Source organism: Streptomyces sp. WM6378, from assembly GCF_001279695.1.
Lineage (GTDB): Bacteria > Actinomycetota > Actinomycetes > Streptomycetales > Streptomycetaceae > Streptomyces.
Window position 1 is genome coordinate 26,333 of record NZ_LGDD01000298.1, and the last position, 19,456, is coordinate 45,788.

Annotated in this window: 16 protein-coding genes; 9 read left to right on the forward strand and 7 right to left on the reverse strand. The window is 70.8% G+C overall.

Annotation, left to right across the window (positions count from 1 at the left end; translation table 11 throughout):
- Positions 1-220: 220 nt before the first annotated feature.
- Positions 221-1,039, reverse strand: a complete 819-nt coding sequence (locus tag ADK54_RS25825) for a Fic family protein (RefSeq protein WP_053728106.1) — start codon at positions 1,037-1,039, stop codon at positions 221-223.
- A 102-nt stretch (positions 1,040-1,141) separates the two neighbouring features.
- On the opposite strand from ADK54_RS25825, the gene ADK54_RS25830 reads away from it, so the two are divergent.
- On the forward strand, positions 1,142-2,140 hold the full coding sequence (locus tag ADK54_RS25830; protein ID WP_053728107.1) for an ATP-binding protein: 999 nt from the start codon (positions 1,142-1,144) through the stop codon (positions 2,138-2,140).
- Here the strand turns inward: ADK54_RS25830 and ADK54_RS25835 are convergent.
- Positions 2,118-3,419: a hypothetical protein gene (locus ADK54_RS25835; protein ID WP_053728108.1), complete on the reverse strand. Its 1,302-nt coding sequence runs from the start codon at positions 3,417-3,419 to the stop codon at positions 2,118-2,120. The two genes, ADK54_RS25830 and ADK54_RS25835, sit on opposite strands and share 23 nt — an antisense overlap.
- Before the next feature lie 281 nt (positions 3,420-3,700).
- Between ADK54_RS25835 and ADK54_RS25840 the strand changes: the two genes are divergently transcribed.
- From ADK54_RS25840 to ADK54_RS47695, 6 genes are all read left to right on the forward strand, one after another.
- Positions 3,701-6,025: a bifunctional SulP family inorganic anion transporter/carbonic anhydrase gene (locus ADK54_RS25840; protein WP_053728109.1), complete on the forward strand. Its 2,325-nt coding sequence runs from the start codon at positions 3,701-3,703 to the stop codon at positions 6,023-6,025.
- Positions 6,026-6,231: 206 nt separating this feature from the next.
- Complete coding sequence (gene acs / locus ADK54_RS25845; protein ID WP_053728110.1) at positions 6,232-8,187, forward strand: acetate--CoA ligase; 1,956 nt, start codon at positions 6,232-6,234, stop codon at positions 8,185-8,187.
- Between the two features lie 239 nt (positions 8,188-8,426).
- Positions 8,427-9,821, forward strand: coding sequence for a Na+/H+ antiporter NhaA (gene nhaA / locus ADK54_RS25850; RefSeq protein WP_053728111.1), 1,395 nt, complete (start codon positions 8,427-8,429; stop codon positions 9,819-9,821).
- A gap of 66 nt (positions 9,822-9,887) precedes the next feature.
- Positions 9,888-10,364, forward strand: coding sequence for a phage holin family protein (locus tag ADK54_RS25855; RefSeq protein WP_053728112.1), 477 nt, complete (start codon positions 9,888-9,890; stop codon positions 10,362-10,364).
- Entirely contained in the window at positions 10,361-11,308 is a 948-nt protein-coding gene (locus ADK54_RS25860; protein ID WP_053728113.1) for an alpha/beta fold hydrolase, read from the forward strand. Before ADK54_RS25855 ends, ADK54_RS25860 begins: the two co-directional genes overlap by 4 nt.
- 116 nt (positions 11,309-11,424) lie before the next feature.
- The gene (locus ADK54_RS47695) at positions 11,425-11,622 is read left to right on the forward strand and encodes a hypothetical protein (protein WP_078966621.1); all 198 of its coding nucleotides are present in this window, start codon (positions 11,425-11,427) and stop codon (positions 11,620-11,622) included.
- Here the strand turns inward: ADK54_RS47695 and ADK54_RS25865 are convergent.
- The 4 genes from ADK54_RS25865 to nth form a co-directional block, all read right to left on the reverse strand.
- The gene (locus ADK54_RS25865) at positions 11,619-12,971 is read right to left on the reverse strand and encodes a 6-phospho-beta-glucosidase (RefSeq protein WP_053728114.1); all 1,353 of its coding nucleotides are present in this window, start codon (positions 12,969-12,971) and stop codon (positions 11,619-11,621) included. The two genes, ADK54_RS47695 and ADK54_RS25865, sit on opposite strands and share 4 nt — an antisense overlap.
- A 21-nt stretch (positions 12,972-12,992) precedes the next feature.
- Positions 12,993-14,192 (reverse strand): MarP family serine protease, encoded by a 1,200-nt coding sequence (locus tag ADK54_RS25870; RefSeq protein WP_053728115.1) that lies wholly within the window; start codon positions 14,190-14,192, stop codon positions 12,993-12,995.
- A 13-nt stretch (positions 14,193-14,205) separates the two neighbouring features.
- Positions 14,206-14,862: an NUDIX hydrolase gene (locus tag ADK54_RS25875; protein WP_053728141.1), complete on the reverse strand. Its 657-nt coding sequence runs from the start codon at positions 14,860-14,862 to the stop codon at positions 14,206-14,208.
- 436 nt (positions 14,863-15,298) lie between these two features.
- Positions 15,299-16,201, reverse strand: coding sequence for an endonuclease III (nth, locus tag ADK54_RS25880; RefSeq protein WP_078966627.1), 903 nt, complete (start codon positions 16,199-16,201; stop codon positions 15,299-15,301).
- Positions 16,202-16,707: 506 nt separating this feature from the next.
- Here nth and ADK54_RS25885 point away from each other — a divergent pair.
- Together ADK54_RS25885 and ADK54_RS25890 are read left to right on the forward strand one after the other, a co-directional pair.
- Entirely contained in the window at positions 16,708-17,382 is a 675-nt protein-coding gene (locus ADK54_RS25885) for a Crp/Fnr family transcriptional regulator (protein WP_053728116.1), read from the forward strand.
- 286 nt (positions 17,383-17,668) lie between these two features.
- Complete coding sequence (locus ADK54_RS25890) at positions 17,669-18,469, forward strand: nucleotidyltransferase domain-containing protein (protein WP_053728117.1); 801 nt, start codon at positions 17,669-17,671, stop codon at positions 18,467-18,469.
- Between the two features lie 77 nt (positions 18,470-18,546).
- Here the strand turns inward: ADK54_RS25890 and ADK54_RS25895 are convergent, their stop codons facing one another.
- Complete coding sequence (locus ADK54_RS25895; RefSeq protein WP_053728118.1) at positions 18,547-19,377, reverse strand: MBL fold metallo-hydrolase; 831 nt, start codon at positions 19,375-19,377, stop codon at positions 18,547-18,549.
- Positions 19,378-19,456: the final 79 nt, after the last annotated feature.

The following is a 19,456-nucleotide window of genomic DNA, read 5'->3' on the forward strand; positions in this document are numbered from 1 at the left end:
GACCCGTCGATTACGGGCCAGCCGCACCAGGTGAACGGGCAGAGAATCCCGGCCTGATGGGCAACATTCGAGGACGCTTGGTAACACGGTGGACATGCCAGCGGCGGTATCGGACATCGATACCGCCGCAACCCTTTTCCCGTACGAAATGTACGACTTCGGTCCGCGAAGAACCGTGAACCGGGCGCCCGCCGCGAAACGATGGGGCCGGACGCTTCGCCTACGCGGCGCCGCGCTGGAGCGCCTCGCACACCGCCGTCGACTCGCGCACGCCCAGCTCGACCGCCTTGCCGCAGTGGGCGATCCAGGCCGCCATGCCCTGCGGGGTCCCCGAGGCGTAGCCGTCGAGCGCCGCCGCATAGGCCGCCCGCCCCAGCTCCGCATGGCCGACCTCGGCCGGGCAGATCGCCTTCGGGTCCAGGCCACTGCCGATCAGCACGATCCGCTCGGCGGTGCGCGCGACGAGTCCGTTGTGCGAGGTGAAGGGCCGCAGCGCGAGGAGTTCGCCGTGCACGATGGCGGCGGTCACCAGGGCCGGGGCCGAGCCACCCGCGATGATCAGCCGGGAGAGGCCTTCGAGGCGGCCGGCGACCTCGTCCGCCTCCGGCAGCGGGAGTTCGATGAGCGGCTCGTCGACGGCTTCGCCGCGCTGGCGCGGCCGGCCGACCGCGTCACTGGAGTCCGCGGCCGCGACCAGGTGCAGCCGGGCAAGCACCCGCAGGGGCGACTGGCGCCAGATGGACAGGAGTTGGCCCGCCTCGGCGGTCAGCCGCAGCGCGGCGCCGACGGTGCGCGCCTCGGGCTCGCTGCCGAAGTCGGTCCGCCGCCGCACCTCTTCGAGCGCCCAGTCCGCGCCGGACAGGGCGGCACTGCCGCGGGCCCCGCGCAGCGCCGCTTCCGAAGTGATCTCGTTGCTGCGGCGCCGCATCACACGGTGCCCGTAGACCCGGTCCACAGCCTTGCGCATGGAGTCCACGGCGTCCGGGACGCCCGGCAGCCCACCGAGGGCGACAAGAGGGTCAGCGGCGTTCGTACTCATAGGTAAGGAGGCTACGCGTCCACAAGCCGCGCCCCACCTTCGAGTGGTCTTCATCACTCGACATGCATACATACCGCCACCATGCAATTACCCTTGGTGAACATGAAGATCGCTTTCGTGGGGAAGGGCGGCAGCGGCAAAACCACGCTGTCCTCGCTCTTCATCCGTCACCTCACCGCCAACGAGGCCGCCGTCGTCGCGGTCGACGCCGACATCAACCAGCACCTCGGGGCCGCGCTCGGGCTCGACGAGGAGGAGGCCGCGGCCCTGCCCGCGATGGGCGCGCACCTTCCGCTCATCAAGGAGTACCTGCGCGGCACCAACCCGCGGATCGCCTCCACCGAAACGATGATCAAGACGACACCGCCGGGCCACGGCTCCCGGCTGCTCAGGGTGCGCGAGGCGAACCCGGTGTACGAGGCGTGCGCGCGCCGGGTCGTCCTCGACGACGGGGACATCCGGCTGATGGCGACCGGCCCGTTCACCGAGTCCGACCTGGGCGTCGCCTGCTACCACTCGAAGGTCGGCGCGGTCGAACTGTGCCTGAACCACCTGGTGGACGGGGTGGACGAGTACGTCGTCGTCGACATGACCGCGGGGTCGGACTCGTTCGCCTCCGGCATGTTCACGCGCTTCGACATGACCTTCCTGGTGGCCGAGCCGACCCGGAAGGGAGTCTCCGTCTACCGCCAGTACAAGGAGTACGCCCGGGACTACGGAGTCGCGCTCAAGGTCGTCGGCAACAAGGTGCAGGGCCAGGACGACGTGGACTTCCTTCGCGCCGAGGTCGGCGACGACCTCCTGGTGACGGTGGGCCACTCCGACTGGGTCCGCGCCATGGAGAAGGGCCGTCCGCCCCGCTTCGAGCTCCTGGAGGCCGACAACCGGCTCGCCCTGCAGACGCTCCAGAACGCGGCGGACGATTCGTACGAAAACCGGGACTGGGGGCGCTACACGCGGCAGATGGTGCACTTCCATCTGAAGAACGCGGAGAGCTGGGGCAACGCGAAGACCGGGGCCGACCTGGCCGCGCAGGTCGACCCCGCCTTCGTGCTGAGCGAGGGGCTGATCGCCGACGTCAGTGAGCCGCAGCCTGCCTGACGGCGGGCTCGGGCACCGCGGGCTTCAGCGGGGCGAGGGGCGTCGCGGGGGCGGCGGGCCGGGCGGCCTCCAGGGCTGCCCAGCCGCCCTTGGGCGCCTCGCCGACCTTCAGCGAGTTGAACTTGGCGAGCACGGCCGGGTCCTGGGCGTCCAGCCAGTCGGCGAGCTCCCGGAACGAGACGCACTGGACGTCGCTCTTCACGCACACCGTCCGGATGGTGTCCTCGACGGCGCGCATGTAGGCGCCGCCGTTCCAGGACTCGAAGTGGTTGCCGATGATCAGCGGGGCGCGGTTGCCCTCGTAGGAGCGGACGAAGGCCTGGAGGAGGCCGTCGCGCATCTGGTTGCCCCAGTACTCGTGCTGATCGGCGTCACCGGTCATCGCGTTGGACTGGTTCATGTAGAAGTTGTAGTCCATGGACAGCGTCTCGAAGCCGCGGCCCGGTACCGGCACCAGCTGCATCGACAGGTCCCAGACGCCGTTGTCGTTCTTCTTCGGCCACACCTGGTCGTTGACGGCGCTGGTGTCGTAGCGGAAGCCCAACTGGCCGGCGGCCGCCACGAAGTTCTTGCGTCCCTCCAGACACGGGGTGCGGCCGCCGATGAGCTCCTTGTCGTAGTCGAACGGGAGCGGTGCCTCCGCCTTCATGCCGGAGTTCGTCTTCCAGTTCTTCACAAAGGACTTGGCCTGCGCGATCTCGCTCTTCCACTCGTCCACCGACCAGGTGCCGACGCCGCCCTCGGGCCCGCAGAAGTGGCCGTTGAAGTGGGTGCCGATCTCGTTGCCCTCCCGCCACGCGGCGCGCAGCTGGGTCACGGTGTCCCTGATGCCCTTGTCGTCATTGAAACCGATGTCGGACAGGCCCGCGGAGTGCTTGGGCGCGGTGTACAGGCTCGCCTTGGCATCGGGCAGCAAGTACACGCCGCTCAGGAAGTACGTCATGGTCGCGTTGGACTCCTTGGCGACCTGGCGGAAGTGCGAGAAGAGCTTCTGGCTGTCCTCGCCGGCGCCGTCCCAGGAGAACACCACGAACTGCGGCGGCTGCTGCCCCGGTTTCAGCTTCTGGGCCTTGAGCAGGTGCGGCTGGGGTCCGGTGTACGCGGTGGAGCCGTCCCCGATCAGATGGGGCGCGAGGTTGGGGGCGGCGGCTCCCTGCCCGCCGGGGGCACCCGGCTTGGCCGGGCCGGGAGCCGAGGAGCAGCCCGCGGCTCCGACGGCCAGGGCCGCGGCGATGACACCGACAGCGACCCTCTTGGTGGCGTGCGTGGCGGCGATCATCCGCCCACCTCTTTCTTGCGGTCATGTGATGTGAATGCCGTCACGGCGCCGCAAAAGTCGCACGCAGACCGAGGACCGAAGGAACGACAAGCCGTACGAAAACCAGATTATTCACCCTTGAGAATGAATCATTGGGCCATTTGCCCTAAATGAGGAGTAAGCAGCTTTACTCTGCATTACGATTCGTTTACCGAGAGTTGAGAATCCCGCCGCTGCACTGCCGTGACCCACGGCCGCGACCCCACGTTCCGCGACCGCGCTGCCCCGGAGGAGACGGGAACATGCCTGCTTGCGTACCCACTCGCGCCAAGACCCCAGCTCGCACGCCTCGCATCCGGCGACCGCACCAGCCGCCTCCCTCCGGAGACGGGCCCCGGCGCCACCGCTTCCAGATCAAGGGCGCCGACCTGTCGGCGTCCATCACCGTCTTCCTGCTCGCCGTCCCGATGTCACTCGGCCTCGCCGTCGCCATCGACGCGCCGCTGGAGGCCGGCCTCATCGCGGCCGGCGTCGGCGGCATCGTCGCCGGGCTGCTCGGCGGCTCGCCCCTGCTCGTCAGCGGGCCGTCCGCCGGACTGACCGTGGTGTCCGCAGAGTTGATCCAGACATACGGCTGGCGCACCAGCTGCGCCATCACCGTGTGCGCGGGCCTGCTCCAAGTCGCCCTGGGCTCACTGAAGACGGCCCGCTCCGCCCTCGCGGTCAGCCCCGCCATCGTGCACGGCACCCTCGCCGGCATCGGGGCCGCCATCGCGCTCGCCCAGCTCCACATCGTCCTCGGCGGCTCCCCGCAGAGCTCGGTAGTGGACAACGCCCTTGCACTGCCCGAGCAGTTGGCCCAGGTCGGCCCCGCAGCGCCCCTCATCGGCGCGCTGACCATCGCTGTACTCCTGCTGTGGACACGCGTTCCCGGGCGGATCGGAAAAGCCCTGCGCCGGATCCCCGCCGCGCTCGCCTGCGTGGTGGTCGCCACCGGCGTGGCCGCGCTCGCCGCGCCGCACATCGCCCGGGTCGACCTGCCCTCCTGGGGCACGCACGTGCTGCCCGAGCTGCCGCACGGACCGGTGCTCGGGCTCGCCGCCGCCGTGCTCACCGTGACGCTGGTCGCCAGCCTGGAGTCGCTGCTCTCCTCGGTCGCCGTGGACCGGCTGGCGTCCGAACGGCCGGGCACCACGGCCCCGGCGCGCGCCGACCTCGACCGCGAGCTGCGCGGCCAGGGCATCGCCAACGCCGTCTCCGGGCTGCTCGGCGGGATGCCCGTCTCGGGCGGCGCGGTGCGGGGCAGCGCCAACGTCCGGGCGGGCGCGACCGGCCGCGCCTCGACCGTGCTGCACGGCGTGTGGGTGCTGCTCGCGGCCGGGCTGCTCGTGTCCGTACTGGAGTGGATCCCGCTGGCCGCGCTGGCCGCGCTCGTCATGATGGTCGGCATCCAGATGGTCAACTTCGCGCACATCCGCAACGTCCACAAACACCGCGAATTCCTGGTTTACGTGGCTTCCGTCGGCGGAGTGCTCGTTCTGGGCGTGCTGCAAGGGGTGGTCCTGGGGATCGCGGTGGCCGTGGCCGTCGCACTGCACCGACTGGCCCGTACCCGGATCACCGCCCAGGAGGAGGCCGACGGCACGTATCTGGTGCGCGCCCGCGGCCAGTTGACGTTCCTCGCCGTGCCCCGGCTGACCCGGGCGCTCGGCCATGTCCCCCAAGGGGCCGACGCCATCGTGGAGTTGGACGGGTCGTTCATGGACCACGCCGCCTTCGAGGCGCTGCAGAGCTGGCAGGCCGCGCACCACGCGCGCGGCGGGACCGTACGCGTCACCGGGCGCGCCGGCGGCAGGATCGCCGAGCCCGTCTCCGCCGCGCACACCTGCTGTCGCCCCTGGACGCCGTGGCACAACCACCACTGCCACGATCAGCCGCCACAGCGCACCCACGGGCACCAACTGGCCAGCGGGCTCAGCTCGTTCCAGCGCAACACCGCACCCCTGGTGCGCGACGAGCTGGCCCGGCTCGCCCGCGAGGGCCAGCGGCCGCAGCAGCTCTTCATCACCTGCGCGGACTCCCGCCTCGTCACCAGCATGATCACCTCCAGCGGTCCGGGCGATCTGTTCACCGTGCGCAACATCGGCAACCTGGTGCCGCCGCCGGGCGCGGAAGGCGCCGACGACTCGGTCGCGGCGGCCATCGAGTACGCCGTGGACATCCTCCGGGTCCAGTCGATCACCGTGTGCGGGCACTCCGGCTGCGGCGCCATGCAGGCGCTGCTCAACACCGGGCCCGGGGCGCCGACGACGCCGCTGCACCGCTGGCTGCGGTACGGCAGGCCGAGCGTGGAGCGGATGGCGAGCCGGCGGCACTCCTGGGCCCGGATCGCCGGGCGGCTGCCCGCCGACGCCGTGGAACAGCTCTGTCTGACCAATGTCGTCCAGCAGTTGGACCATCTGCGCCGGCACGAATCGGTGGCCCGCGCGCTGGCGGCCGGCACCCTCGCCCTGCACGGCATGTACTTCCACGTCGGCGAGGCGCAGGCGTATCTGCTCGCCCCGGACGACCACGCGGAAGTCTTCGAGGGCGTCGGCGTCAACCTCCTGGAGGACACGCACGCCTGAACCTGCCGCCTCCTCAAGGACGTACGGCCTCTCCTGACCGGCCTCCCGCCGCCGCAGGAGAGGCCGTACGCGTGCCGCGCCGATGCCCAGCGAGGCCTACAGGTCTAAACCAATTCCCTGGAAGCTCTTGTCACCCGGCCTTTGGCCTGATGAGCTATGGCCCGGGACACATAGGCACATAGGACGCCCTGGGAAAGGGAGATGTCGTGAGCAACGAAAGCCTGGCCAACCTGCTCAAGGAGGAGCGGCGGTTCGCGCCACCCTCCGAGCTGGCCGCGAACGCCAACGTGACGGCGGAGGCGTACGAGCGGGCCGAGGCGGACAGGCTGGGCTTCTGGGCCGAGCAGGCCCGGCGCCTGACCTGGGCCACCGAGCCGACCGAGACCCTCGACTGGTCGAACCCGCCCTTCGCGAAGTGGTTCGCCGACGGCAAGCTGAACGTCGCGTACAACTGCGTCGACCGCCATGTCGAGGCCGGGCACGGCGACCGCGTCGCCATCCACTTCGAGGGCGAGCCCGGCGACAGCCGCTCCCTCACCTATGCCGAGCTCAAGGACGAGGTGTCAAGGGCCGCCAACGCCCTTACGGAACTGGGTGTCCAGGCCGGGGACCGGGTCGCGGTGTACCTGCCGATGATCCCGGAGGCGGCCGTCGCGATGCTCGCCTGCGCCCGGGTCGGTGCCGCGCACTCCGTGGTCTTCGGCGGCTTCTCGGCCGACGCCGTCGCCTCCCGCATCCAGGACGCCGACGCCAAGCTCGTCATCACCGCCGACGGCGGCTACCGGCGCGGCAAGCCGTCCGCCCTGAAGCCCGCCATCGACGAGGCCGTCGCCAAGTGCCCGCAGGTCGAGCATGTGCTGGTGGTACGCCGCACGGGCCAGGACACCGCATTCACCGAGGGCCGCGATGTGTGGTGGGACGACATTGTCGCCCGCCAGTCCGTGGAGCACACGCCCACCGCCTTTGACGCCGAGCACCCGCTGTTCATCCTGTACACCTCGGGTACGACGGGTAAGCCCAAGGGCATCCTGCACACCTCCGGCGGCTACCTCACGCAGGCCGCGTACACCCACCACGCGGTGTTCGACCTGAAGCCCGAGAGCGACGTCTACTGGTGCACCGCCGACATCGGCTGGGTCACCGGGCACTCGTACATCGTCTACGGGCCGCTCGCCAACGGCGCGACCCAGGTCATGTACGAGGGCACCCCGGACACCCCGCACCAGGGGCGGTTCTGGGAGATCGTGCAGAAGTACGGCGTGACCATCCTCTACACCGCGCCGACCGCGATCCGTACGTTCATGAAGTGGGGCGACGACATCCCCGCCAAGTTCGACCTGAGCAGTCTGCGGGTCCTGGGGTCGGTCGGCGAGCCGATCAACCCCGAGGCGTGGATGTGGTACCGCAAGCACATCGGCGCCGACAAGTGCCCGATCGTGGACACCTGGTGGCAGACCGAGACCGGCGCGATGATGATCTCGCCGCTGCCCGGGGTCACCGAGACCAAGCCGGGTTCGGCCCAGCGGGCGCTGCCCGGCATCGCCGCGACCGTGGTCGACGACGAGGCCAACGAGGTCCCGAACGGCGGGGGCGGCTACCTCGTCCTGACCGAGCCGTGGCCCTCCATGCTGCGCACCATCTGGGGCGACGACCAGCGGTTCATCGACACGTACTGGTCGCGCTTCGAGGGCCGGTACTTCGCGGGTGACGGCGCCAAGAAGGACGACGACGGCGACATCTGGCTGCTCGGCCGCGTCGACGACGTCATGCTCGTCTCCGGCCACAACATCTCGACGACCGAGGTCGAGTCGGCCCTCGTCTCGCACCCTTCGGTCGCCGAGGCGGCCGTGGTCGGCGCCGCCGACGAGACGACCGGGCAGGCCATCGTGGCCTTCGTGATCCTGCGCGGCACCGCCGCCGAGACCGACGGCCTGGTCGAGGAGCTGCGGGCACACGTCGGCTCGGCGCTCGGCCCGATCGCCAAGCCCAAGCGCGTCCTGCCGGTCGCGGAGCTGCCCAAGACCCGTTCGGGCAAGATCATGCGCCGACTCCTTCGCGACGTCGCCGAGAACCGTGAGCTGGGCGACGTCACGACGCTGACCGACTCCTCGGTCATGGCGCTGATCCAGAACAAGCTGCCGAGCGCGGCCAACGAGGACTGAGCGGCGGACCAGCGCTGAAGGGCCCGGCCGGGGAGGCGGCCGGGCCCTTTTCGCGCGCCTTGTGACCCATATGCCCCTAAAGTGATGATCACCGGATTCACCCCGCCGCACGCACCACTCCATAAAGTTAGGTAAAGTAAGGAAAGCGTCAATGGCGCGACAAGAAGGTCAGGTGCGCCGGGAAGTCTGGTCGGCAACGTGCTCAGTCATGCCCGCCGAACCGACCGGAGGTCGCCCTCGTGGCCATACCCACCCCCAGCAAGCGCAAGTTCCTCGGCCGCCTCTCCCTGCCCGAGCGCAACTTCGTCGCCGAGGCGCTGCGTGCCGAGACCGTCGGCGGCGTCCTGCTGCTCGTGGCCGCGATCGCCGCGCTGATCTGGGCGAACACCCTGGGTTCGAGTTACGAGTCGGTCCGAGGTTTCCATCTGGGAATCGGCGCCCTGGGGCTCGACCTCTCGATACAGCACTGGGCGGCCGACGGGCTGCTCGCCATCTTCTTCTTTGTCGCCGGTATCGAGCTCAAACGTGAACTCGTCGCCGGAGAACTGCGCGACCCCAAGGCGGCCGCGCTGCCCGTGATCGCGGCCGTCTGCGGCATGGCCGTCCCCGCGCTCGTCTACGCACTGGTCAACATTTCTGGCAACGGATCCCTTGACGGCTGGGCCGTGCCGACCGCTACGGACATCGCGTTCGCCCTGGCCGTGCTCGCGGTCATCGGCACCTCGCTGCCCTCCGCGCTCCGCGCCTTCCTGCTCACGCTCGCCGTCGTCGACGACCTGTTCGCGATCCTGATCATCGCGGTCTTCTTCACCAACAGCATCAACTTCGCGGCCCTGGGCGGCGCCGTGGTCGGGCTCGCCGTCTTCTGGCTGCTGCTCAGGAAGGGCGTAAGGGGCTGGTACATCTACATCCCGCTCGCGCTCGTCATCTGGGGGCTGATGTACAACAGCGGCGTCCACGCCACCATCGCAGGCGTCGCGATGGGCCTGATGCTGCGCTGCCACCGCACCGAGGGCGAGGAGCACTCCCCCGGCGAGCACATCGAGCACCTGATGCGCCCTGTTTCGGCCGGGCTCGCGGTGCCGCTCTTCGCGCTGTTCTCGGCCGGTGTGGGCATCAGCGGCGGCACCCTGGCCGACGTCTTCACCCGGCCCGAGACGCTCGGCGTCGTGCTCGGCCTGGTCGTCGGCAAGGCCCTCGGCATCTTCGGCGGCACCTGGCTGGCCGCCCGGTTCACCAAGGCCGAGCTCAACGACGACCTGGCCTGGGCCGACGTCTTCGCCGTCGCCTCGCTCGCCGGCATCGGCTTCACGGTCTCGCTGCTCATCGGCGAACTCGCCTTCGCCGGCCAGGGCCACCTGACCGACGAGGTCAAGGCAGCCGTCCTCGTGGGCTCGCTGATAGCCGCCGTCCTCGCCTCCGTCCTGCTCAAGATGCGGGTACGCAGGTACAAGGCGCTCGTCGAGGACGAGGAGCGGGACGACGACCAGGACGGCATCCCCGACATGTACGAACTGGACAAGCCGGAGTACCACCTGCGGATGGCCACGATCTACGAGAACAAGGCGGCCGAGCACCGCAGGCTGGCGCAACTGGCGGGGGCGGGGCACGACGACGGCGACAGTCCGGCATGATCTGACAACGGACCTGTTGGACCTGTACGACCCGTCGGTATCCGAGAAGAGATGAGGGAGTCAGCGATGAGCGACCCCAGCCACAACGCCGGCAGCGCCGAGCGCAGCCTCGGCCAGCTGGTCGCCTCCGCGACCGCCGAGATGTCCGCGCTGGTGCACGACGAGATCGCGCTGGCCAAGGCCGAGCTGCGCCAGGACGTCAAGCGCGGGGCGATCGGCGGCATCGCCATCACTGCAGCTGGTGTGCTCGTGCTGTTCGCGCTGCCGGTCTTCAGCTTCGCGGCGGCGTACGGCATCCACAACCTGGGGCTCGGACTCGCCTGGTCGTTCCTGATCGTCGGCGGCGCGTTCGTGGTGCTCGCGGCGCTGCTCGCGCTGATCGCCGTGGCCAAGTTCAAGAAGGTCAAGCCGCCGGAGAAGTCCATCGCCTCGGCCAAGCAGACGGCCGCGGCCCTGCAGGGCGTGAAGCCGCACCCGCGCCCGGCGACCGTCCAGGACGCGGTCACGGAGACCTCCGCCTCTGTGGCACGCTCGTCTGCATGACCGCACCCGATCCCGGTACCGGAAGCCCTGGCGGCACCGGCAGCCCCGTCCGTATCGATGGTCCCTGGACCCATAGGGACGTGGCGGCCAATGGTGCGCGCTTCCACATCGCCGAACTCGGCGACGGGCCACTGGTGTTGCTGCTCCACGGCTTTCCGCAGTTCTGGTGGACCTGGCGCCATCAGCTGACCGCCCTTGCCGACGCCGGTTTCCGCGCGGTCGCGATGGACCTGCGCGGGGTGGGCGGCAGCGACCGCACCCCGCGCGGCTACGACCCCGCCAACCTCGCGCTCGACATCACCGGCGTCGTACGGTCCCTCGGCGAGCCCGACGCGGCCCTGGTCGGGCACGACCTGGGCGGCTATCTGGCGTGGACGGCGGCCGTGATGCGCCCCAAGGTGGTGCGCCGGCTCGTGGTGTCGTCGATGCCGCATCCGCGCCGCTGGCGCTCGGCGATGCTCGCCGACCTCAAGCAGACCTCGGCCGGGTCCTACGTCTGGGGCTTCCAGCGGCCCTGGCTGCCGGAGCGTCAACTGGTCGCGGACGACGGAGCCTTGGTCGGCCGGCTCGTACGGGACTGGTCCGGCCCGCGCCAGCCCGAGGACGAGGCTGTGGAGACCTACCGGCGCGCCATGTGCATCCCGTCCACGGCGCACTGCTCCATCGAGCCGTACCGCTGGATGGTGCGCTCGATGGCCCGGCCCGACGGCATCCAGTTCAACCGGAGGATGAAGCGGCCCGTCCGGGTGCCCACGCTGCACCTGCACGGTTCGCTCGACCCGGTGATGCGGACCCGCAGTGCGGCGGGCTCGGGCGAGTACGTCGAAGCGCCGTACCGCTGGCGGCTGTTCGACGGTCTGGGCCACTTCCCGCACGAGGAGGACCCGGTCGCGTTCTCGACCGAACTGGTCAACTGGCTGAGGGATCCGGAACCGGATCGCTGAGTTCCGGTGGCCGCGTGGGAACTGCTGTCCGACGAACGGCCAAATGCCCGGCGCATAGGCCAATTGGCCCCCTCTGGCGCGGTTACCGACCATGGGCCCCGGGCACACGTCGGGGTATGGGCTGGACGCACGACTACGGTGACGCAGCACGGAACCGCCGAACGGCCGCAGGGCCGGTCTCGTACGAGAGGGGCGGCCCGCAGGGGCAGGGGCTGGAACACCCCTCCTCCGATTCCCGGGAGGTGGGTATTCCGCGCATCCTGCGCCGCCGGGCCCGCTGGGTCTCGGCCCGGCTGCGGCATACGCGAACCTAGTCCGCCCTGAGGTAGCCGAGGCCCGGATGGGCGCTTCGGTAGCCGTCCAGGAGCCTTCGGGCGACCTGGACGGAGTCGACCAGCGGGTGCAGGGCGAAGGCCTTCACCGCCGCCCGCGCCGACCCGCTCGCGGCCGCCTCAAGGACACACCGCTCGACCGCCTTCACCGCGCTGACCAGGCCCGCCTCATGGCCCGTCAGCTGCGTCACGGGCAGCGGGCGGGGGCCCGCCGCGTCGATGCGGCAGGGGATCTCGATGACGGCCCGCTCGTCGAGCGCGCGCAGGGACCCTCCGTTGCGCACGTTCAGGATGAGCGTCGCCGCCTCGTCCCGCGCGATGGCCCGCATCAGGGCGAGCGCCACCTTCTCGTACCCGCCGGACTCCATGTCGTCGGCCGCGCGCTCGCCGACCCCCGACACGTCCCGGTTCTCGGACATGTACGTGGCCTCGCGCTCGGCCCGGGTGCGGTCCCAGGCCGCCCACACCGACGCGTCGGGCACGGTCTCCGCCGTGGCGTAGAAACGTGCCTGCTGGTCCTTGAGGAAGGCGCCGCGGGTCTGCTCGGCCCGCTGGTAGGCCGTCACCGCCTCGCGGTTGAAGTAGTAGTAGTGCAGGTACTCGTTCGGAACGGAGCCCAGCGAGCGCAGCCAGTCGGCGCCGAACAGCTTGCCCTCCTCGAACGAGGTAAGCACCTCGTCGCCCTGCTCGAACAGGCGCGGCAGAACGTTCTTCTCGCCCTCGTACAGGCCGTGCAGCCAGCCCAGGTGGTTGAGGCCCGCGTAGTCCAGGCGCAGCGCGTCCGGGTCGGCGCCGATCGTGCGGGCGACCCGGCGGGCCAGACCCACCGGCGAGTCGCAGATCCCGATGACGCGCTCGCCGAGGTGCTCGGCCATCGCCTCGGTGACCAGGCCCGCCGGATTGGTGAAGTTGATGACCCAGGCATCGGGGGCGACCGCCTCGACCCGGCGGGCGATCTCGACGGCGACCGGAACGGTGCGCAGCCCGTAGGCGATGCCGCCCGCGCCGACCGTCTCCTGGCCGAGGACGCCCTCGGCGAGCGCGATCCGCTCGTCGGCGGCCCGGCCCTCCAGGCCGCCGACGCGGATCGCCGAGAACACGAAGTCCGCGCCGCGCAGCGCCTCGTCTAGGTCGGTGGTGGTGCGCACCCGAGGCGCGTCCTGGATCCCGTACGCCCGGTCGGCGAGCACCCGGCCGATGGCGTGCAGCCGAGGCGCGTCCAGGTCGTACAGGACCACCTCGGTGACCCGCCCGGGCGCGTGGTCGCGCAGCAGGGCGCTGTACACGAGGGGGACGCGGAAGCCGCCGCCACCGAGGATCGTCAGTCGCATCGGAGCCTTTTCGTCAGGGGGTCATAGGGCGCACTGCTGGCTGTCGACCTGCTGACTGGCCGTGCGGCCCTGCTGGATGTCGGCCTGGATCTCGTCGGCGGTCAGCGCGTATCCGGTGTCCGGGTCGTCCAGCGACTTCGCGAAGACCACCCCGTACACCTTGCCCTCGGGGGTCAGGAGCGGGCCGCCGGAGTTGCCGGGGCGGACCGTGGTGAACAGCGAGTAGACATCGCGGCGGACCGTGCCGCGGTGGTAGATGTCCGGCCCGTTCGCGCTGATCCGGCCGCGGATGCGGGCGGAGCGGACGTCATAGGGATGGTCCTCGGGGAAGCCCGCGACGATCGCGCTGTTGCCGCTGCGGGCGTCGGTGGAGGTGAACTGGAGCGGGGGCGCCTTCAGGTCCGGCACGTCCAGGACCGCGATGTCGCGGCGCCAGTCGTAGAGCACGACCTTCGCGTCGTACGTACGCCCCTGACCGCCTATCTGGATGGTCGGCTCGTCCACGCCGCCCACCACGTGCGCGTTGGTCATGACGCGCCGGTCGGCGAAGACGAAGCCAGTGCCTTCGAGGCGCTTTCCGCAGCTCGGAGCCATGCCGACGACCTTGACGATCGACTTCTGGGCGGCCGCCGCGACGGGGCTGCCCGCGAGCTTCGGGTCGGGCGCCTGGACCTCGGTGATCGACTCGTTCGAGAACGGCGTGAAGACCTGCGGGAAGCCGTTCTGCGCGAGGACCGAGGAGAAGTCGCTGAACCAGGTGGATGCCTGTTGGGGCATCACGTTGGAGACCCCGAGGAGGATCTTGGAGCTGCGGACCTCCTTGCCCAGCGTCGGCAGCGCGGTCCCGGCGAGCGCCGAACCGATCAGCCACGCGACGAGCAGCATGGCCACGACGTTCACCAAGGCGCCGCCGGTGGCGTCCAGGGCTCTCGCGGGCGACCAGGTGATGTACCGGCGCAGCTTGTTGCCGAGGTGGGTGGTGAAGGCCTGGCCCACGGAGGCGCAGACGATCACGATGACGACCGCGACGACGGCCGCTGTCGTCGAGACCTGGGACTCGTTGGTCAGCTGGTCCCAGATGACCGGGAGCAGGTACACGGCGATGAGGCCACCGCCGAGGAACCCGATCACCGACAGGATGCCGACGACGAAGCCCTGGCGGTAGCCGACGATCGCGAACCACACGGCGGCGACCAGCAACAGGATGTCCAGCACGTTCACGGGCCCCAGCCTGTCACGCGTGCCAGTCGAGCGGCACCCGCTTGGCTCGGTCCCACGGGCGCTCCCAGCCCGCGTAGTGCACGATCCGGTCGATCACACCGGCCGTGAAGCCCCACACCAGCGCCGATTCGACCAGGAATGCCGGGCCTGTGTGGCCCCGTGGGTGGACGGCGGTCGCGCGGTTGGCCGGGTCCGTGAGATCCGCCACGGGCACCGTGAAGACGCGGGCCGTCTCGCCGCTGTCGACGGCCCGCACCGGCGTCGGCTCGCGCCACCAGCCGAGCACGGGCGTCACGACGAAACCGCTGACCGGGATGTAGAGCCGGGGCAGCACGCCGAAGAGCTGGACGCCGGCCGGGTCGAGCCCGGTCTCCTCCTCGGCCTCGCGCAGCGCGGCCCGCAGCGGGCCCGTGGTGGCCGGGTCGCCGTCCTCCGGGTCGAGGGCGCCGCCCGGGAAGGAGGGCTGGCCGCCGTGCGAACGGAGCTGGCTGGCCCGCTCCATGAGGAGCAGCTCGGGGCCGCGCGGGCCCTCGCCGAACAGGACGAGCACGGCGGACTGCCGCCCGTCGCCGCTCTCCGGCGGCAGGAACCGGCTCATCTGCTCGGGCTCGACGGCCTCGGCCGCCCGCGCGACCGGCGCCAGCCAGCCGGGCAGGCCCTCGCTGGTCACGGCGAGGCCGTTCGTACCGGGGCGGGCGTGCGGATCGGCGCCGGGCGCCGCATGGCCTGTGGTGGCGCGCCCCGCGCCCGCGTGGCCGACGGCGGCGTGGCCGGTGGCCCGGGCCCTGGCCGCGTCCTTGGCGGGGTCTCTGGTGGGGTCGCCTATGGCGCGCGGAGTGCCGGGCCCGGCCGGGTCGCCCACGCCACTCGCCGCCTGGGCGTGGCCGGGCCCGCCGATACGGCCGCTCAGGCCGGCGCTGCGGGCCCGATCCGCGTCCGGGCGGCCGACCGGGCCGCCGGTGCGGCCAAGATCTCCGGTCGCGCTCAGACCACCGTCGTACGTCTCGCTCGTGTGCGTCATCTGCACCCCCGTCATTCATCGTCCACAACGCCTGTGCCGGTCGCTTTCGTTCCGGTCGGCTCCAGCGTCCGTCTTCCGGGTGACGTCAGCCGGCTCCCAGCGGCGGCGCGGGCAGGCCCGGGTAGTCGGGCGGCGGGCTCAGCCGCTGGCCCGGCAGGCCGCCCTTCTCGTACTTGAGGAGCTTCCGCGCCTTCTCGGGGTCGGTCTCGCCTTCGCCGTACGACGGACACAGCGGGGCGATCGGGCAGGCGCCGCAAGCGGGTTTGCGGGCGTGGCAGATGCGGCGGCCGTGGAAGACGACCCGGTGCGAGAGCATCGTCCACTCGCTCTTGGGGAAGATCGCGCAGATCTCCGCCTCGACCTTCTCCGGATCGTCCTGCTCGGTCCACTTGAACCGGCGCACCAGCCTGCCGAAGTGGGTGTCGACGGTGATCCCCGGCACCCCAAATGCGTTGCCGAGCACGACATTTGCGGTCTTGCGCCCGACCCCGGGCAGCTTGACCAGATCCTCCAGTCGCCCCGGCACCTCGCCGCCGAACTCGTCCCTGAGGGCGGTGGCGAGCCCCATGATCGACTTGGTCTTGGCCCGGAAGAACCCGGTGGGCCGGATGATCGCCTCGACCTCCTCGGGGTTCGCCGCGGCAAGGTCCTCGGGCGTCGGGTACGCGGCGAACAGGCCCGGTGTCGTCTGGTTGACCCGGAGGTCGGTGGTCTGCGCGGACAGGACGGTCGCGACGAGCAACTCGAAGGGGTTCCGGAAGTCCAGTTCGGGATGGGCGTACGGATAGACCTCGGCGAGCTCGCGATTGATCCGGCGGGCCCGGCGGACCATCGCGAGATGGGACTCGGGCTTGGCTCCGACGGGCCGGCCCGTGGCGGTGCCCGTACCGGTGGCCTTGGGAGCGCGCTTGGAGGTGGCCGTGCTCTTGGCCTTCGAAGCGGCTTTCCCCTGAGGGGCGCCCGGGGAGGCCACCTCCTCAGGAGGCACCGCGCCGGCGGACGTGCCCTTGGCGGCCGTCACCTTGGAGGCCGTCTTCTTGGCAGCGGCCTTCTTGACGACGGGCTTGACCGTGGCGGGCTCCTTGCCGGCGGGTTTCACTCGGGCGACCTTCCCGGCCGGCTCTGCCGTGTTGCCGACCGTCTTGCCGTCTGTCTTGCCGGGGCGCGCGGAAGAGGCGGCTCCGGAAGCCCGCGCGGCCTTCTTCGCGGGCTCTTTCGCCCTGGACGCGGGCTGTTCGCCCACAGCGGAATCATTGTCTGCGGACACTCTTCCAGCCCCCCTGGCCTGCGCTCTCACCGGCGAATTGGACACCCGGCCAGCCTAAAGCCCGGCACCGACATCCGCCCCGGCCACAGCGAATCAGCGCCCCAATCGGCCCCCTGACTCACGGTCCGGCACTCCAGTACGTCATCCTTGTGATTGATCGCACTGTTTAGACCGTCCGGCAAAATGGGGAGCAGGCTCCCCTGATACCGGTCGACAAGGAGAGATTCGTGGACGACGTTCTGCGGCGCGCCCCGCTCTTCGCGGCGCTCGATGACGAGCAGGCCGCGGAGCTCCGCGCCTCGATGAGTGAGGTGACGCTCGCCCGCGGCGACACCCTCTTCCACGAGGGCGACCCCGGCGACCGCCTGTACGTGGTCACCGAGGGCAAGGTGAAGCTGCACCGCACCTCACCCGACGGCCGGGAGAACATGCTGGCGGTCCTCGGCCCCGGCGAGCTCATCGGCGAGCTGTCCCTCTTCGACCCGGGCCCGCGCACCGCCACCGCGACCGCGCTGACCGAGGTCAAGCTGCTGGGCCTGGGCCACGGCGACCTTCAGCCCTGGCTGAACGCCCGCCCGGAGGTGGCCACGGCGCTGCTCCGCGCCGTCGCCCGCCGACTGCGCAAGACCAACGACCAGATGTCCGACCTGGTCTTCTCCGACGTGCCGGGCCGTGTCGCCCGCGCACTGCTCGACCTGTCGCGCCGCTTCGGCGTGCAGTCCGAGGAGGGCATCCACGTCGTCCACGACCTGACTCAGGAAGAGCTGGCCCAGTTGGTCGGCGCCTCCCGCGAGACGGTCAACAAGGCGCTCGCCGACTTCGCCCAGCGCGGCTGGCTGCGCCTGGAGGCCCGCGCGGTCATCCTGCTGGACGTGGAGCGCCTGGCGAAGCGCTCGCGCTGAACGTCGCCGTCCGCGGCCGCGTCCTGCGCAACCGCCTCTGTTCGTACGCCTGAGGGGCCGGTCCCATCCGAGACCGGCCCCTTTCGCGTGGGCCGACTTCCCCGCGGCCGCACATGGGCCCCACAGGGCACGAACGCACAGGCGGGGGACGGACCGAGCGGCCGTCTGTCGGTGGCCCGTCTGTCAGTGGCCCGGTCTACTCTGCGCGTAACTGCTGTGCTCCGCGCGTACGGTCGCGGCGCGCGCGTGCAGCGGAACGCAAGGACACGGGGGGGCACAAGGGCGCATGGCCGGGAAAGACGGATACATCGAGCGCGAGGGGTCGCTCGGCCTTGTGCGGCCGGAGTTCCGGGCCGTCGTCGCCGCCCTGCGCGACCAGGTGGCGCACCGGTTCGGCGGGCGGCTGCACAGTGCGTACCTGTACGGATCCGTGCCGCGCGGCACGGCGCGGGCGGGCCGGTCCGACCTGGACGTGCTGCTCGCGCTGCATGAGTCCCCGACGGAGGCCGACCGAGCCGAGGCACGGACCATCGAGTCCGAGCTGGACGCCGGTTTCGAGGTGATCGACGGGGCCGGGATCCTGCTGTTCGGCCGGGACGTGCTGCTGAGCGGCCTTGAGCGGTACGACCTCGGCTGGTTCGTGGCCTGCCTGTGCACCCCGTTGCTCGGGGACGACCTCGCCGAACACCTGCCCCGCTACCGGCCCACCTCGCTGCTCGCCCGCGAGACCAACGGCGACCTCGGCGACGCCCTCCCCCGCTGGCGCCGGCAAGCCGCGGAGGCCGCCGACGACGCGGCACTCCAGTCGCTCATGCGCCGCGCCTCGCGCAAGCTCGTGCGGACCGCGTTCACACTCGTCATGCCGCAGCACGGCGGCTGGACCAGCGATCTGACGGAGCAGGCGGAGATCTTCGGGCGCTACTACCCGGAGCGCGCCGGGCAGTTGAGAGAAATTGCCGTGCTGGCCGGGAACCCGGTCGCGGACCGGAACGTTCTCGATATGTACACCGAAAATCTCGGACCGTGGCTCGCCGCCGAATACCTCACGGTCCATGGCGCCAAGGCGCCGCGCCCGTACGAGAGTTGAGCACCGCCCTCACTCAACCCTCCTCTACGGAGCGCCAGTTCATGCACAGCTAAACCAGCATCCCTCCTGACGCAACGTCAAATAAGGCCGTGCTCACGCAGATATTCGAGCTGCGCGCGCACCGAGAGCTCGGCGGCCGGCCACAGCGACCGGTCGACGTCCGAGTAGACCAGGGCCACCACGTCCGCCGCCGTGAGGTGGCCGTTCTCCACTGCCGTCTCCACCTGCGCCAGCCGGTGGGCGCGGTGGGCCAGATAGAACTCGACGGCGCCCTGCGCGTCGTCGAGCACCGGGCCGTGACCCGGCAGCACGGTGTGCACACCGTCATCAACTGTCAGCGAACGCAGCCTGCGAAGGGAGTCGAGATAGTCGCCCAGGCGGCCGTCGGGGTGGGCCACGACGGTCGTGCCGCGCCCGAGGACCGTGTCGCCCGTCAGGACGGCCCGGTCGGCGGGCAGATGGAAGCAGAGCGAGTCAGCGGTGTGGCCCGGGGTGGGCACCACCCTCATCTCCAGGCCACCAGTGGTGATGACATCGCCCGCGGCGAGGCCCTCGTCCCCCAGGCGCAGGGCCGGGTCCAGGGCGCGCACGGGGGTACGGGTCAGCTCCGCGAAACGGGCCGCGCCCTCGGCGTGGTCGGGGTGCCCATGGGTGAGCAGAGTCAGCGCGACCCGCTTGCCCGCCTTCCCGGCCGTGGCGATGACGTGGTTGAGGTGCGCGTCGTCGAGCGGTCCGGGGTCGATGACGACGGCCAGGTCGGAGTCGGGCTCGGCGACGATCCAGGTGTTGGTGCCGTCCAGGGTCATCGCGGAGGGGTTGGGCGCGAGGACGTTGATCGCGCGGTCGGTCGCACGGCCCGAAAGGACCCCACCGCGCGGCTGCCCGGGAAGAGCGGCGGCATCACTCATACGGCATCTCCAGGGGTGGCGGACTCGGTGGTCATCCGGGCAAGCCTCGCGGACCGGGGCAGCGTGTGACGACCGCGCC